The organism is Thalassotalea agarivorans (genome assembly GCF_030295955.1).
GTDB lineage: Bacteria > Pseudomonadota > Gammaproteobacteria > Enterobacterales > Alteromonadaceae > Thalassotalea_D > Thalassotalea_D agarivorans.
In genome coordinates, this window is the sequence record NZ_AP027363.1 from 2867259 (window position 1) to 2884506 (window position 17248).

Below are 17248 nucleotides of genomic sequence, written 5' to 3' on the forward strand. Positions count from 1 at the left end.
TTCTGTAAAACAGAAGCAACATTGTACTGCCAATTTTTCGCAATAGCGAGTACAAAAACATGCTTTTATTCAACTTTTAAATGCTGCTGCATTTGCGCTCTTATATCGTCTGGAATTTGCGCAGATTTTTGCTTTTTATAGTCGAAATGAACCATAACTGCCTCACCATTTGCACAACATTTTCCGTCTTGCCATACCTCTTGAAACACAGTGAAAGAGCTTCCACCAATGCGTGACAAAGAGGTTCTTATTTCAACCGTTTTTCCGTAGTAAATTTGTGCTAGAAAATTAACGCTGATATTGGCAAGAATTAGTCGCCACTCTTTGGGCGAAAGCGTTGGTGTAAACCATTTGAATATAGGCTCTCTGGCCCCTTCAAACCAGACCGGTATAACGGTGTTGTTGATATGTCCTAATGCGTCGGTATCAGTAAACCGAGGCTCAATATGTTGTACAAACATAGAAATGCCTTACAGGTGATTTTTAACTTGAATGAATTAAAACATAGTTAAACCTTGGATTCGAGAACTGACGGAGTGATCTTCATAAATTCTCAAGATTAATTCATCCAATCTCAATAGGCCATAAATACACTTTGATGAAACTCTTTCCAGGTAACCAACCTCCATAAAATCGACATTGCGATGTCAGTTATCTTTACACTTCAAAACCACTTTTTTGTAGTGAAGACAATAAAACCATGTTTTCTTTATGGTTTTTTAGTCAGGTATATTTTATGCATAAAACAGACGCTACCAAGTAAGGTGGCGCTTACTAACAAGGAGATAATTATGCTGAAATATAATTGTTTGAAAGCAATTTTATGCAGTATGTTGTTTGTAGTTTCAAGCTATTCCTCCGCCGGTTACATTGTCGGTGGAGCTTCAACAACCATAACACCTCAAAGTAACTGCTGGGCATGGGATAGCACCTGTGTGGCAGATTTTCGTGCTGCTTTGGAGAATCCAGACTATTTTGGCCCAGACGGCATTGTAAAAGAAACGATCACCACGGTTACCCTTAGTGAAGTAACCGAGGAATCTCTAAGCGGTGTCAATATGTTCATTGCACCTTGGGTAGGAGATGGCGATGGTTTTGCCTTTTCATCTGCGGTAATCGATTTCTTTTTAAACGGCGGCGATTTGTTTTTACTCCAAGATGACTCGGCCCATGATGTTCTAGGCACATTGTTAGGTATGAGCACGACCGGAAGTGATGGGAGCGTTTCTAATGGTGGCGCTCCACTGTTTGACGGTCCTTTTGGTACAGCATCAAATGTGACTCAACACTACAATGTAGGGCAACTAAGTGAAGCAGAAATACTAGCGAAAAATGGTAATATTGGAGGTGTAAATGCATCAGGCCAAATTACCTCTGCCTACTGGGCAGCTGGCGAGTACGCAGCGGGCGCAGGTTCGCTATTTATCATTGCCGATGTGGATATGATAGCGACCACATCAAATTGTGGCTTGCCTGTTTGTGGAGGCGATTACACGAACTTGAATGACAATGCTATTTATGGCCTTAACGTCTTTCATTTTCTGCGCACAAGTGGCGGATCTAGCAGCCCTCCGGGAGCACCACCTGCTACAGGCGTGCCAGAGCCAGCAAGTTTCATGTTGCTGATGTTAGGTTTGTTAGGCTTTGTAAGAAGAAAGTAATAAAAAAGCCGGGGTAACCCGGCTTTTTCTTAAATCACATAGTTCGCGGCTTATAGCGTCATAGCTAGTTCTGCGGCTTGACGAATTGCGCGTTTAGCGTCTAGCTCTGCAGCTACATTTGCGCCACCAATCAAGTGAGTACTAACACCCGCATCAAGCAACCCTTGATATAAACTACGGTTTGGCTCTTGACCAGCACAAATAACAACGTTATCGACTTCAAGTAATTGTTCTTTACCATCAATATCGATAACCAAACCTTTGTCATTTATCTCTTTATAAGAAACACCCGGAATCATCTGCACACCATTTTTTTGCAACGTTGCACGATGGATCCAACCTGTTGTTTTGCCTAAACCTGCACCTACCTTCGTGGTTTTACGTTGCAACAAAAAGACTTCTCGTTCAGATTTATGAAATTCTGGTTGCGATAATAGTGCGCCAGCATGTTCGTAATTTTTGTCTACACCCCACGCTTTCATCCACTCTTCAGGTTTAGTTGTCAAAGATTCGTCTTCAACCAAATATTCACTGACGTCAAAACCAATACCGCCAGCACCCACAACAGCAACACGTTTGCCCACAGGCTCTTTGTCTTTTAACACTTGGATATAGCTCTTTACCTTTTCATGGTCTATACCAGGAATATCAAGCTTCCTTGGTACAATACCCGTGGCAAGCACTACTTCATCAAAGCCTTGTTTAAGTGATTCTACAGATTGTTCACTGCCTAACTTAACCTCAACACCAAGTGCTTCCATGCGATGAGTAAAGTAACGCATCGTTTCATAAAACTCTTCTTTGCCTGGTATTTGTTTGGCTATGTTAAATTGACCACCAATTTCATCGGCTTTATCAAATAACGTGACCTGATGTCCTTTTTCAGCAGCGTAACAACTAAATGCCATACCAGCTGGACCTGCACCAACAACGGCAAGTTTTTTCGGAGAGGTTGTTTTTTCAAAGGTAAGTTCTGTTTCATAGCAAGCAACAGGGTTAACCAAACAGGAAGCTCTTTGCTGCTTAAATACGTGATCTAAACAGGCCTGATTACAGCCAATACAGGTGTTGATGTCATGTGCTCTATCTTCTGCAGCTTTTATCACGAAATCAGCATCTGCTAAAAACGGCCTCGCCATCGATACCATATCAGCATGTCCTTTTGCCAACACATCTTCAGCGACATCCGGCATATTGATACGGTTGGTCGTTACGAGCGGAACCTTTACTTCTTTTTTCATACGTTCAGTAATCCATGTGAACGCTGCACGAGGCACTGAAGTTGCTATAGTAGGTACCCTAGCTTCATGCCAACCAATACCTGTATTGATAATAGACACACCCGCTTGTTCAAGCGCCTTAGCCATAGTGACGACTTCTTCCCAAGTATTACCACCTTCAACTAAATCAAGCATTGAAAGTCGGAAAATAATAATAAAATCATCTCCTGCTGATTGCCTTACTTCTTTGACTATCTCAACAGCTAAGCGCATACGGTTTTCAATACTACCGCCCCACTCGTCATTTCTTTTGTTGACGCGTTTACAGGCAAATTGGTTAATCAAATAACCTTCCGAGCCCATAATCTCAACGCCGTCATAACCTGCCTTTTTGGCAAGTTTAACTGAGCGTCCATAATCTTTGATGGTCGACTTAATTTGTCTGACTGATAATTCAGACGGTGTAAAAGGCGTAATAGGTGCCTTTATCTTGGTTGCAGACACACTAAACGGGTGATAACCGTATCGGCCGGCATGTAGTAATTGAACACAAATTTTAGTGGGATACTTATGGACAGCCTCAGTTATGATTTTATGTTTTTTTACGTGCCAAAAATGACTCAATTGGCTGCCAAATGGTGCTAATCGACCGCGAAAATTTGGACTGATACCGCCCGTAACAATGATGCCCACGCCACCTTTGGCACGTGCTTCATAAAAAGCAGCCATCTTTTGAAAGCCACCTTTTTCCTCTTCAAGGCCTAAGTGCATAGAACCCATCAGTGTGCGGTTTTGAATTTGTGTAAAGCCTAAATCTAATGGCTCCATTAAATGCGGATATGCCGTATTTTTTGTCATCTTTTTTCGTACCATTGGTCTAACCAGTTATCATTAAGTGTATCGTTCTACGGCGAAAGATCAAGCAATTTTGACAGGTGTCAGTTTAAGTCAAAAGAGGAGTGTTGATTCACGCGATAAAGTTACTCTTTAACTAAGGACTTGCTTAACGCGGTTTATATCTGTTTCTTTGTCATTGAGTTTGACGTAAGCAACTGACTCGGAATGGACAATTGTTGCTTCTAATACGCCTGGAATAGCCGTTAATTTAGATAGGGCAATCTCAGCTGTTTGCTCGTCATATTGTGGCGTCTTAAAACTAAAGTTTTTGCCTTTTGGCGCCATTTTTAGCGATAAATTAAGTAAGAACCAACCAACAATACAGAGTGTCATCACGGCAAAAAGCATATGATCGTTGTATTCTACGGTTAACCACCCACCTACTAAGCCGCCAACGAATGCACCAAAAAATTGGCTACTCGAATAGATACCCATTGCACTGCCTTTTACGCCTGCCGGAGTAATGCGAGACAACAGCGATGGCATTGTTGCTTCTAGATAATTAAATGCAATGAAAAAGGCCATCAATATCACGATTAAATTGATCAAAGTCACAGGCGCAACATATGCGGCAAACATCGCAATAGCTAGAAGCGCTATAGCACTGTTAAACATGCCCTTTTCTTTGTTTTTCTTCATTGCCCAAATCATAAAAGGCACCATAACAAAGAACGAACCAAGCAAAACAGGTAAGTATACAAGCCAATGAGATTCTAGATTTAGACCAGCAGACACTAGATACGTAGGAATAACCACAAAACAAGCAGTAAGCGCCATATGAAGTACAAATACACCAACATTAAGTCGCAGTAGCTGCGGATGCGAGATCAGCTTTTTCATTTGCTGTGGCATAGGCAGATTGTCGCCCTTAGGGGCCTTATTGATGGCATTGGGTACAACAAACTGAATCGCCAACATCGCGAAAAGTGTGAGCAATGCGGTCAACCAAAACAAGCCAGACAATGCGAATGCATCAGCAACAATAGGGCCAATAACCATTGCCAAGGTAAAAGACAAACCGATAAACATACCAATAGTTGCCATTACTTTGGGGCGCTGTTCTTCTCGCGTTAGATCTGCGGCCAATGCTAAGATGGCACTAGCAATAGCCCCCATGCCCTGCAATGCTCTACCAAACACTACCTCGTATATCGTTTCGGCATTTGCTGCAATAACACTACCGAGTAAAAAGACAAAAAGTCCGGCGAGAATAATCGGCTTACGGCCAAATTTGTCCGATAACATGCCCATTGGGATCTGTAAAATAGCTTGCGTTAAGCCATATGCACCTATCGCTATACCGACCCAAAGCGGGCTATATCCCTCTAGTTCAGTGCCATAAATAGCAAAAACAGGCAGTAGCATAAATAAGCCAAGCATACGCAGGCCAAATACTGCAGCTAAAGAGATTGCTGCTTTTTTTTCTGTAGTGTTAAGTGCATCGACACGCATGATTCGTTGAAGGTGTAATAGCTCACGGGATTTTTGTTGCGTTATTCTAGCACGCTTAATTATGTTTCATAAACACAGCTAAACTTTTCTTTTGCTCGTTTTGGTAGCAATGCAAATAAAACAATCCGAAAGTGTTTATTCTTTTTGTATTGATAGGTGAAATCCTGACCAAAGTTATGACATAATGTTTGGTTCCATCATTTAATGGCGCCATTATGAAAAAGATAGAAGTTAGAGGGGCTAGAACCCACAATCTTAAAAATTTTGATCTTGATATTCCCCGCGACAAACTCATCGTTATAACCGGTCTATCGGGTTCCGGTAAGTCTTCTCTTGCTTTTGATACCTTATACGCTGAAGGGCAGCGACGGTATGTTGAATCGCTCTCTGCGTATGCAAGACAATTTCTATCGTTAATGGAAAAGCCTGATGTTGATCATATAGAAGGCTTATCGCCGGCGATTTCTATAGAACAAAAATCAACATCGCATAACCCTCGCTCAACGGTTGGTACCATTACTGAAATATATGATTATTTGAGATTGCTTTACGCTCGTGTTGGTGAGCCGCGATGCCCAGATCATAGTATTCCGTTGGCGGCGCAAACCGTGTCTCAAATGGTAGATAAAGTATTAGCGCTAGATGAAGGGACCAAAGTCATGGTGCTAGCGCCCGTGTTACAAGATCGAAAAGGCGAGCACATAAAGCTACTCGACAACCTTGCTGCACAGGGTTACATTCGCGCTCGCATTGATGGCGAGGTATGTGATTTATCCGATCCACCGGAATTAGAACTTCATAAAAAACACACTATTGAAGTCGTTGTCGACCGTTTGAAGGTGCGCGACGATATTCAATTACGCTTGTCAGAATCATTTGAAACAGCGCTAGCGCTTACTTCTGGTACAGCAAAAGTAGCCTTTATGGATGAGCCAGATCGTGAAGAATTAATCTTTTCTGCTAATTTTGCCTGTCCTGTTTGTGGTTACAGCATGCAAGAACTCGAACCTCGCTTGTTCTCATTCAATAATCCCGCAGGTGCCTGTCAAACGTGTGATGGTCTTGGTACGCAGCAATTTTTTGATCCAAGTCGAGTTATTGTTAACCCAGAGCTATCTTTATCGGGCGGCGCGATTCGCGGCTGGGACAAGCGCAATTTTTATTATTTTCAAATGCTACAAGCGCTCGCCGAGCACTTTAACTTTGATCTATCCAAGCCATACAATGAATTGCCTGAGCAAGCAAAAACACTGATTTTATATGGTTCTGGAAAAGAAGAAATAGAATTCAAATACATGAATGATCGCGGTGATGTTGTAATTCGCAAGCATCCATTTGAAGGTATTTTGAATAATATGGACAGGCGATATCGAGAGACTGAATCAAATGCTGTGCGCGAAGAACTAGCCAAGTATTTAAACAGCCAGCCTTGCCCTGATTGTCATGGTAGCCGTTTACGTCTAGAAGCGCGTAACGTATTTATTGATGATACACCGCTACCTACGATTACTGAGTATTCTATAGCTGAAGCCCTTAGTTTCTTCGAGTCGGCTGATTTTCAAGGACAGCGGGCGCAAATAGCAGAAAAAATTCTAAAAGAAATTAATGACCGTTTAGGCTTTTTGGTCAATGTTGGCCTTAACTACCTAAACCTGTCACGCAGTGCTGACACGTTGTCAGGGGGCGAAGCCCAGCGTATCCGTTTGGCGAGCCAAATTGGTGCGGGTTTAGTGGGTGTCATGTACGTGCTAGATGAACCCTCAATTGGTTTGCATCAGCGCGACAATGAACGCCTATTAAATACCTTGGTCCATCTGCGCGATCTAGGTAACACGGTTATCGTTGTTGAACACGATGAAGATGCTATTAAAGAAGCAGATTATATTATTGATATCGGCCCTGGCGCTGGTGTACACGGTGGTAACGTCATTGCACAAGGTTCACTAGAAGACATTTTAAATAATAGTGAATCACTCACCGGTAAGTATCTCTCGGGTAAGGAATCAATCGATATCCCTGAGAAACGTACGCCGTTCAACGCAAAAGAAGTGGTTGAACTTAAAGGTGCGAGTGGTAACAACCTTAAAAATGTCGATTTAACCGTGCCTATTGGCCTAATGACCTGTATTACGGGTGTATCTGGCTCCGGTAAATCCACGCTAATTAACGATACGTTGTATAAGCTTGCGCACACTGAACTTAATGGCGCAACAACGGCGGAACCCGCTCCTTACACATCGATAACTGGATTAGAAAAACTAGATAAAGTCATCGATATTGACCAGAGCCCGATAGGACGTACGCCAAGATCAAACCCTGCAACCTACACAGGTATTTTTACCGCTGTACGTGAAATTTTTGCTGGTACGCAAGAAGCTCGTTCACGCGGTTATAAACCTGGCAGATTCAGCTTTAATGTCAAAGGTGGACGCTGTGAAGCTTGCCAAGGTGATGGTGTGATTAAAGTAGAAATGCACTTCTTACCTGATGTTTACGTGCCTTGCGATGTGTGTAAAGGCAAGCGCTACAACCGTGAAACATTAGAAGTAAAATACAAAGGCAAGAACATTCATCAAGTATTGGATATGACCATTGAGGATGCCTTTGAGTTTTTCGCGCCAATTCCAGCAGTTAAACGAAAACTGCAAACCTTAATGGATGTCGGCCTAAGCTACATCAAGTTAGGACAATCGGCTACAACCTTGTCTGGTGGTGAAGCACAGCGGGTTAAGTTGTCGAAAGAACTATCAAAACGAGATACAGGTAAAACCTTGTATATTTTGGATGAGCCAACCACAGGTCTGCATTTTCACGACATAAAACAGTTATTACAGGTCATTCATAGGCTACGCGATCACGGCAACACTATCGTTGTCATAGAGCATAATCTAGATGTTGTAAAAACGGCTGACTGGATTGTAGATTTAGGCCCTGAGGGTGGCTCCGGTGGTGGCGAAATTCTCGTCGCTGGTAGCCCTGAAGATATTTGTACTGAAAAACGTTCTCATACCGCTAGGTTCCTTAAACCTATGTTGAAGTAAATAGAAATTATATAGAGGTAAAGTGTGAAGCAATTTTTAACGATTATTTCATTCGCTTTGGCGTCCACAAGTGTTGGTGCGCAGCAGGTTGAACTATCACAATTACAAGCATGTAAAAAAATAAATAATAGCTTAGAAAAATTAAGCTGTTATGAAAAGTTAACTGACGACCTATCGCAGTCAGCAACTGAAACAGCAAGCGCAACTACCGCAGCCGAAACCGTCAAGGAAGCTGACAAGTTACCCGCGCCTACTGAAGCAGAAATAGCTGCGCCGGCGGTTGCGGCAACATCTAGTAGCACTGCTGCACCACAAGCAATCAAAGAAGACAATTTTGGCTTGGAAGAAAAGCGCGCATTAGAAGACGTTATTGATGAAATTTCAGCGACAGTAACCAACGTTAAGAAAAACCCACATGGTCTGTTTATTTTGTATTTAGACAATGGACAAACGTGGAAACAAACAAGTAGTAAACGATTTAAAGTAAAAGTTGGCGACACTCTGATTATCACTAGAGGTTCATTTGGTTCATTTAGAGCGCAACGCCAAGATAGCAACAGAACAATTAATGTAAAAAGGCTAAAATAGCATCAAATTATTGGCGGAAATTGCTACTAATTTTCGCCAATAAAGCATAAGATAAAGCCACTGTTGTTCTAAGTATAATTATAAATGGCTAACCAATCTCGTAGCTCTTTTGCCTACAATCTTTTTATTTATGTTCTCGCGTTCACATCAGGTTTTTCTATCATGGGCATAGAGTTACTTGGTGGACGTATCCTTGCGCCTTATTTCGGATCTAGTGTCCATATTTGGGGCAGTATTATCACCGTGTTTATGTTGGCACTGTCCATTGGCTACCTTATTGGTGGTAAGTGGTCGGTTACTAACGCTAACCTAAAAAAATACGGTTCAATTTTTGGTGTTGCAGGTGTTTTAGTTTTGCCTATTGCGCTGTTTGCTACACCTATCATGGAAGCAGTTTTCCTTGCGATAGAAGACCCTAGATATGGTTCACTTGTTACCTCGATGATTCTGTTTTTTATCCCAACGATCGTACTTGGGATGATTTCTCCTTATTCAGTTAGACTGCTGGTAACTGACAAAGAACATAGTGGTCAAGTTGCCGGTACCTTGTACTTTGTATCAACACTAGGCAGTGCTTTGGGGACAATTTTCACATCGTTTTATTTTGTCCTTTATTTTGAAGTTAACACCCTAATTGTCACCTATAGCAGTTTGCTTGTATTCCTTGGCGTAGTTGCTATTTTACTTAATAAAAAGCATCAAGAGGCAATGGCACATGCGCAATAAACTCTTTGTATTATTGTTGGCGGCTTTAACGAGTACACTTGCTAACGCTGATATTATTCATCAAGAGAAATCCCTTTATCGCAATATTTTTGTTGAAGATAGAGACAATTTACGCTGCTTAAAATTCAACGTAAAAGATACCCTGACGCATCAAAGCTGTATGTTAAAAAATGACCCTGATTACTTAGTGTTTAATTACACTAAAATGATGTTCGCTAGCTTGTTGATGATAGAGCCACCAAAAAGCGTACTTATTATCGGGCTTGGTGGCGGTACAATGTCAAACACCATTCATCACCTATATCCAGATGCGATAATAGACAATGTTGAAATCGACCCTGCCGTTGTAAAAGTGGCAAGGAAGTACTTTGATTTCATCGAAAATGACAAGATTTCCACCATTGAAGCGGACGGCCGAATTTTCATAAAACGTGCAGCACTGCGCAAACAATCTTATGACTGGATTATCTTAGATGCGTTTAACGGTGACTACATTCCAGAACATTTACTTACCAAAGAATTCCTAGAAGAAACAAAAGCTTTATTAAGTGAAAACGGCGTAGTTGCAGCGAATACATTTAGTAGCTCAGCCTTATATGATTATGAATCAGCGACCTATTACGACGTATTTGGAGATTACTACCAAGTCCAAACACAGCGTAGAAGTAATCGCATTATTTTAGCGACTAAGTCTGGTCAAGTTGATAGTGAGCTCATCACAAAACGAGCTGAAGCAGTTGATGCAAGTTTAAAAGATTATGGTATTGATATTTATGAATTAATTAATGCCATGTCATCCACAAAAAACAATCAAGATTGGCCTAAAAATACGCGTATTTTAACCGACCAATATTCGCCGGCTAATTTACTTAACCAGTAAGCAATCTGTTAAAAGAGCATGTCGTTCCTGAGATCAGCATGCTCCTCTCTTTCTAAAGACTATTAGCCAAAGGTCTAATTCAAACTAGCACAATCTCGCTCTAGACTAACTCTTACAAAACCACAATAGGATTGAGGTTATTATGAGTTACGCTGAGCACTATCAACATTCCATAGCTAAACCAGAAGAGTTCTGGCAACAAAACAGCCAACGTATTGATTGGTTTGAATCGCCCAAACAAATACTGTCACAAGATCAATCTGGTTTTTATCGATGGTACGAAGGCGGTATGCTTAACACCAGTTATCTCGCGTTGGACTACCATATTAACCATGGTCGAGGCGAACAAACGGCGCTGATTTATGACTCTCCCGTAACCAATACAAAACGTCGATATAGCTATGTTGAACTAAAGCATCTTGTTGCTAAATTTGCTGATGTGCTCGCTAAAAAAGGAATTGCTAAGGGCGATAGAGTGCTAATTTATATGCCTATGATTCCAGAGGCTGCTATTGCAATGTTGGCAACAGCACGTTTAGGTGCGGTCCATTCTGTGGTCTTCGGCGGCTTCGCCCCTCACGAACTTGCTGTACGTATTGATGACGCTAAACCTAAAGTAATTGTTACCGCCAGCTGCGGTATAGAAGTTAGCAAGCTCATTCCTTATAAGCCATTGGTAGATAAAGCAATCGAAGAGTCTGTAAACAAACCCGAAAGCTGTATTGTTTTTCAACGGGACATGCACATCAGTGAGCTCATTGTTGGCCGCGATTTTAATTGGCAAGAGCTAATGTCAGAAGCCACAGAACACCCTCCCGTACCGGTTAATGCAACAGACCCGCTATATGTACTTTATACCTCCGGCACAACAGGTACGCCAAAAGGCGTGATGCGCGACAATGGCGGCCATGCGGTAGCCATGCACTATAGTATGGAGGCGGTTTATGGCATGCGCCCCGGAGAAGTCTTTTGGGCGGCTTCAGATGTAGGTTGGGTTGTTGGTCACTCCTATATTGTGTATGCACCTTTGATTTATGGATGTACGACCGTGCTGTATGAAGGTAAACCGGTTATGACACCAGACGCAGGCGCTTTTTGGCGGGTGTGCGAAGAATACAAGGTGACCGCTTTATTTAGTGCGCCAACTGCTTTTCGCGCCATTCGCAAAGAAGATCCTGACGCCACATTGATGGAAGGCTATGATCTTACTTCGCTCAAACGCCTATATTTGGCGGGTGAAAGGCTCGACCCAGCAACTTATCATTGGCTGCAAGAAACAACCAAACGACCTGTTATAGATCATTGGTGGCAAACAGAAACCGGATGGGCAATTGCAGGAAACCCTGTTGGTATAGAACCAATTGCTACTAAAGCTGGCTCTGCTGGCAAGCCTACACCTGGCTACCATATAGAAATACTAAGCCCTGAAGGTCAGCCGATGCCTCCTGGCGAGGAAGGCTGCATCGCGATCAAACTTCCGCTGCCACCAGGCACGCTGCCGACTATCTGGAATAACCCCGAACGCTTTAAAGCGGGCTACTTAAATACCTTCCCTGGCTATTATATTACTGGCGATGGTGGCTATATTGATGAACAAGGTTATGTACACATTATGGGGCGTACCGACGACATCATTAACATCGCAGGACATCGCTTATCTACCGGTGAAATGGAGCAAGTTGTTGCTCATAATCACTTGGTTGTAGAGTGCGCTGTTGTTGGTATTAAATGTCCGATTAAAGGACAAGTTCCGCTCGCTCTGGTTGTAGTCAAAGATGGAATAGACTTCGAAAAAGCGAACTTAACATCAGCTCTCAAACAGGACATTCGTCATAAAATTGGTGCAATCGCGTCCTTAAAGCAAGTGCTTATCGTGCCTCGTTTACCTAAAACACGCTCGGGAAAAATACTGCGAAAAGTGATGCGACAAATGGCCGATGGCGAACAATATGTGGTGCCATCCACCATAGACGAACCCGATACAATTGATGCGCTTGATGTGCAATTTAAACAAGAGCTTGAGGCAATAATCTAAACCCCATAAAAAGCGAAGTAGAATTACAATTTTCAACAACTATAACTTTGCCTATCAGATGCTTATGCGATATAAATAGCATAGAAAACAGGCCAAAGGAGTAGCATTATGGGTATTGCAGAACTGACTGCGTTTTTTGGTTGGATGACAGTAATTAATCTTTCAATTATTGCCTTTACTGGTATTTTTCTGGTGTTTTTTATCAATGTTGTGAGCCCCATTCATCAAAAAATGTTTGAACTCTCAGACGTTGAAATAAAAAAGGCCTATTTCAAATACTTAGCTAACTACAAAATGCTTTTTATTACCTTTAATTTGGTACCGTATATTGCGCTAAAATTTATGCTTTAAGAAAAAAAGCCAGTGGTTATCACTGGCTTTTTCTTATGTAGGTTTCTTTAGCGAAAGCTTTCCTTTCAATGGCTTTTTGTGCCTCGTTTCTTGTTGTTTGGCTCGAACCGGTTTTACAGCAGGTTTTTGCTGATATTTTTCCTGCATTTCTGCTTTGACAGAGGTTTTTCTGCTGCCTTTAACAGCGTCATTAATCTGCGCCATTTCCTGTTTTGTCAAATTGCGCCACTTTCCAACGGGCAAACCTTCAAGGGTAACGTTCATTATGCGCGTCCGTCGTAACTTTTTGACTTCATAACCGAGATATTCGCACATACGGCGAATTTGCCTATTAAGTCCCTGTGTAAGCACTATTTTAAAAACAAACTTAGAAACTGGATAAACCTTACAAGGATTTGTGATGGTACCTAAAATAGGAACACCGCGTGACATACGCTCGACAAAGCGCTCACTAATAGGCTTATCAACGGTGACCACGTACTCTTTGTCGTGAGCATTTTCAGCACGCAGAATTTTATTAACGATATCGCCATCTGAGGTAAGAAAAATAAGCCCTTCTGACGGTTTATCGAGTCGACCTATGGGAAAGATACGCTGCTTATGTTTAATTGCGTCAATGATATTTCCTTTAACATGACGCTCTGTTGTACAAGTGATACCAATAGGCTTGTTATAGGCAATATAAACGCGATCTGATTTGTTGTCCGGCATAGCAGCGATAAGTTTGCCATTGACCGCAACCTTATCCGTAGGCATAACCTTAGTGCCGAGGGCGGGAATGACGCCATTTATCGTCACTTTTTGTTGTTCTATTAACTTGTCAGCTTCTCTTCGTGAACAAAAACCTGATTCGCTAATAAATTTATTGAGTCGTTTACCTTCACTTTCTGTCATTGCTGCCTCCCGGCGTTTTATGTTGCGGTTGAATTATACCTGCGACAGCTTCACAAGACCAATTAACCTTTAATACCGCAAGGCACGCTATTCATCATCTCCAAATAGTCTTCCAAGCCAAGTATTAATTTTACCACGGGGCTGTTGGCATTGCTCAGAGACTACGATACCAGCAACAATAGCTGGATACTGCCTTGTATCAGCGCAATAGTCTGTCACTGCATTACCTGTGGTGTTTTCAAAACGCATCATAGCGACGCCATCTGGCGCTGTTCGTTGCAAAGGTACAACACCCTGCTGTTTCATAAATTCTGCAAATACCACCAGCGCACCGCTACTACCTGTATGTGAAGTCGCTTTGTTGTCATCTCTACCAACCCAGGTAGTAACAAGGTGGCGATTATCATAACCAACAAACCAACTATCGCGTTGCTCATTGGTGGTGCCGGTCTTTCCTGCGAGCGTCTGCTCGGGCAATCGCCATTTTAGTGAACGCGCTGAGCCTCGTTCGGTGACTTGCTGCAGACTATAATCAATTAAGTATGACGCCTGCAAAGACAACCGTTGTTCCTTAGGATGGTCATATTGATACAAGGTTTCACCTTGCGCCGACAACACCTTTTCAATCGTATGTGCGCGCTGATATCTACCATGATCTGATAATGGCAGGTATATCTGATTGACTTGCCAAGGGGTCATATCTATTGCCCCTAACAACATCGATGGATTATGTCGTACGTCTTCATCATAACCCAATATGTGTAATAAATTAGCAACCCTGTCCAGACTAATTTCCATGCCAAGATTTACGGTAGGCACATTGAGCGAATACACTAAGGCATCGAGTAGACTCACCCTTCCTCTAAATTCGCCGTCATAGTTTTTGGGTTGCCATGTTTTTCCTGCGTCACTTGTTAATGTAATTGCTTCGTCATTAAGTATACTACCCAATTGATAAGACTCGTATTGCTCCAATGCGCCAGCATAAACAATAGGCTTTATTAACGAACCAATGGGACGCGCCGCATTTAACGCTCGGTTAAAACCAGCATATTGCGTTTCCTTTCCGCCGACAATTGCCCGAACTTGGCCACTATAGCTATCAGTAACAATCATCGCACTTTGCAATGCTTGCTCACCATCTTTGGCAAATAGTGACAAGCGCTTAGCCACTGCTTGTTCTGCATTTTTTTGAATTGATGGCGAAAAGCCAGTAAAAATCCGTATCCCAGATTGTTGTAATTGAGGCGACAATATATCTGCTAATTCTCGTTTAACCTGTTGAATATAAGCAGGGTAATCTTGTTGGCTTAACCGGCGTGTTTTGCGCACGGACAAGGGCGATTCAACGGCGTGCTGATACTCAACATGGTTAATTAAGTTGTTTTCAGCCATCATGCGTAGAATCAGGTCGCGCCTTTTTGTTGCGCGCTCAGGGTAACGCCAAGGGTCGTAGTAACTCGGGCCTTTAATCTGACCTATTAAAGTAGCCATTTGCGCAGGTGACAACTGATCGATTGTTTTACCAAAATAAAATTTTGCCGCTAAGCCAAAACCATAAATACCATTGGCATAATGCTGCCCCAAATACACTTCATTAATGTACGCTTCAAGTAATTGGTCTTTGCTGTAACGATATTCCAAAATTAGCGCCATTAACGCTTCGTTCGCTTTACGCGTGAGTGTTTTTTCACGCGTTAAGTACATATTTTTCACCAATTGCTGAGTAAGCGTACTCCCGCCCTGCACGGTTCTGCCAGCAGCTAAATTGGCAAAAAGCGCTCGAACGATAGCTAACGGCGCAACCCCTTTATGAAAATAAAAATCTCTATCTTCAACTAATAGTAAAGTGTCTATTAGTCGTTCAGGTACCGTTTGCAATGGCGCTATGACGCGGTCTTCTTTATTGTCAGGCACAATCCTAGCGATAAGTTTGGGTTCTAAACGCACAACAAATGCTGGGCTATCTTCTAAGTAAACTTGGCTAACCTGATTGTCTTCAACGTCGATAGTTATCCGCACGGGTTGCTCGAGTCCACTGCCAAAATCGAACGACCGACGATAAATGATGATGCGACTTTCTGACATGGCAAACTGCCCAGGCTCAAATACCGTTTTAACTTTTTGATAGCCCAATAGCGTCAAGTTTGTGCGCAGTTCAGATAAATTTAGAAAGTTGCCTTGGGCAAAAGTTTCTATCTCACCATAGACTTGGACAGGTACATGCCAACGTTGCCCTTCAAACGTTTTTCGAACTTTCGAGTCTAAATAAATAACGTATAAACCAAGGGCAAGAATAAACACCAAGCTTGCTTTGAGACAAAACAAGCTGAAGCGTTTAAGTTTACTTTGAGGAACGTTTGAAGACGGTTTGCTGACTGCTTTTTTTGATGGGGATGTGCGTCTTTTCTTACTCATCAGAATCTGTATCACTTACGGTGATTTTAGGGTTTGACCTTACGCGGGCACGATAGTTCTTTTTCGCCAGTGCTTGCATGTCTTCTACTTGGTCACTTTCGTCTACAATTTCTCGCCCAAGCAAGGTTTCAATCGCATCTTCTAAAGTAACAATGCCCGCTGTTTGACCATATTCGTCTTCAACTAAAAAGATGTGCGCCTTGCGTTTAATAAACAAGTCTAACAATGCTAGTACTGGAAGGTTCTCTGACACGCGCTTCAATGGCTTAGTATATTGTTCGATTGCTTGGTCGCCATGACCTTGGCGATCTTGTTCATACAACGCACTTTTATGAATAAAGCCAACCACTTTATCAATAGTGCCGTCATAAACCGGTATGCGCGTAAAATTCGCCGTGCTTTCCTGCTCTAAAGCTTCTGATACCGATACTGATTTGTTAAGCGCATGAACGACTGTCCTTGGTGTTAAAATATCGTCAGTTTTTGCTGCTCTTAAATTAAGGATATTCTCCACAAGAATACTTTCGTTATAGGCAATAGCACCCGCTTTGTGACTCAACGCGGCAAGGGCAAGGACTTCTTCTCTACTGATCACGTCACCTTGTTTACTATTGAACAAACGGGTAATTTTGCTCGACAACCAAACCAGTGGGAACACTAGTTTAACCAATACATTGATCAAATAGGCTGAGGGTAGAGCGAGTTGTCGCCAATACCTAGCACCCAGTGTCTTAGGAATAATTTCTGATAAATACAAAATGGCAAGCGTTAGAACAAATGCGACTAGCGTTTCTTTTTCCGGCCCAAATACGCTAATGGCTTGAGCACCTACACCCGCTGCACCCATAGTATGAGCAAATGTATTTAAAATTAGAATGCTTGAAATCGACTGATCCAAGTTGTTCTTTATCTTAACTAACAGCTTGGCTGCTCGCGGCGATTCTTGTACTTTTTGCTCAACAAAACTAGGCGTGACAGACAGTAAGACGGCTTCAAGAATAGAACACAAGAATGAAACGCCAATCGCGATACAAAGATAAAAAATTAGTAGAGTCATATATGTTTAAACGTTGCTGTTAAGTCAG

Annotated in this window: 13 protein-coding genes; 7 read left to right on the plus strand and 6 right to left on the minus strand. The window is 42.2% G+C overall.

The features are described 5' to 3' along the window. Window positions 1-65: 65 nt before the first annotated feature. On the minus strand, window positions 66-461 hold the full coding sequence (locus QUD85_RS13065) for an acyl-CoA thioesterase (protein ID WP_093331096.1): 396 nt from the start codon (window positions 459-461) through the stop codon (window positions 66-68). Window positions 462-791: 330 nt separating this feature from the next. On the opposite strand from QUD85_RS13065, the gene QUD85_RS13070 reads away from it, so the two are divergent. Then, on the plus strand, window positions 792-1661 hold the full coding sequence (locus QUD85_RS13070; RefSeq protein ID WP_093331093.1) for a PEP-CTERM sorting domain-containing protein: 870 nt from the start codon (window positions 792-794) through the stop codon (window positions 1659-1661). Between the two features lie 50 nt (window positions 1662-1711). Here QUD85_RS13070 and QUD85_RS13075 read toward each other — a convergent pair whose 3' ends face one another. Next, window positions 1712-3739, minus strand: coding sequence for an NADPH-dependent 2,4-dienoyl-CoA reductase (locus tag QUD85_RS13075; protein WP_093331091.1), 2028 nt, complete (start codon window positions 3737-3739; stop codon window positions 1712-1714). 129 nt (window positions 3740-3868) lie between these two features. Continuing rightward, window positions 3869-5230, minus strand: a complete 1362-nt coding sequence (locus tag QUD85_RS13080; protein WP_093331088.1) for an MFS transporter — start codon at window positions 5228-5230, stop codon at window positions 3869-3871. A gap of 215 nt (window positions 5231-5445) precedes the next feature. On the opposite strand from QUD85_RS13080, the gene uvrA reads away from it, so the two are divergent. The 6 genes from uvrA (at window position 5446) to QUD85_RS13110 (ending at window position 12851) form a co-directional block, all read left to right on the plus strand. Next, on the plus strand, window positions 5446-8271 hold the full coding sequence (uvrA, locus tag QUD85_RS13085; RefSeq protein WP_093331086.1) for an excinuclease ABC subunit UvrA: 2826 nt from the start codon (window positions 5446-5448) through the stop codon (window positions 8269-8271). Between the two features lie 24 nt (window positions 8272-8295). After that, the gene (locus QUD85_RS13090) at window positions 8296-8859 is read left to right on the plus strand and encodes a hypothetical protein (RefSeq protein ID WP_093331083.1); all 564 of its coding nucleotides are present in this window, start codon (window positions 8296-8298) and stop codon (window positions 8857-8859) included. 84 nt (window positions 8860-8943) lie between these two features. After that, window positions 8944-9585 (plus strand): fused MFS/spermidine synthase, encoded by a 642-nt coding sequence (locus QUD85_RS13095; RefSeq protein ID WP_093331081.1) that lies wholly within the window; start codon window positions 8944-8946, stop codon window positions 9583-9585. Next, entirely contained in the window at window positions 9575-10465 is an 891-nt protein-coding gene (locus QUD85_RS13100) for a spermidine synthase (RefSeq protein WP_093331079.1), read from the plus strand. Before QUD85_RS13095 ends, QUD85_RS13100 begins: the two co-directional genes overlap by 11 nt. 142 nt (window positions 10466-10607) lie before the next feature. Continuing rightward, the gene (locus tag QUD85_RS13105; RefSeq protein WP_093331076.1) at window positions 10608-12500 is read left to right on the plus strand and encodes a propionyl-CoA synthetase; all 1893 of its coding nucleotides are present in this window, start codon (window positions 10608-10610) and stop codon (window positions 12498-12500) included. A 108-nt stretch (window positions 12501-12608) separates the two neighbouring features. After that, on the plus strand, window positions 12609-12851 hold the full coding sequence (locus QUD85_RS13110; RefSeq protein ID WP_093331074.1) for a DUF6868 family protein: 243 nt from the start codon (window positions 12609-12611) through the stop codon (window positions 12849-12851). 33 nt (window positions 12852-12884) lie between these two features. Here QUD85_RS13110 and rluF read toward each other — a convergent pair whose 3' ends face one another. From rluF to QUD85_RS13125, 3 genes are all read right to left on the minus strand, one after another. After that, on the minus strand, window positions 12885-13745 hold the full coding sequence (gene rluF, locus QUD85_RS13115; protein ID WP_093331071.1) for a 23S rRNA pseudouridine(2604) synthase RluF: 861 nt from the start codon (window positions 13743-13745) through the stop codon (window positions 12885-12887). A gap of 87 nt (window positions 13746-13832) precedes the next feature. Further along, entirely contained in the window at window positions 13833-16163 is a 2331-nt protein-coding gene (mrcB, locus tag QUD85_RS13120; RefSeq protein WP_093331068.1) for a penicillin-binding protein 1B, read from the minus strand. Further along, window positions 16156-17220 carry a CNNM domain-containing protein gene (locus QUD85_RS13125; RefSeq protein WP_093331066.1) on the minus strand — a complete coding sequence of 355 codons (1065 nt, stop codon included), beginning with the start codon at window positions 17218-17220 and terminating at the stop codon, window positions 16156-16158. The genes mrcB and QUD85_RS13125 overlap by 8 nt, the downstream gene beginning before the upstream one ends. Between the last annotated feature and the right edge of the window lie 28 nt (window positions 17221-17248).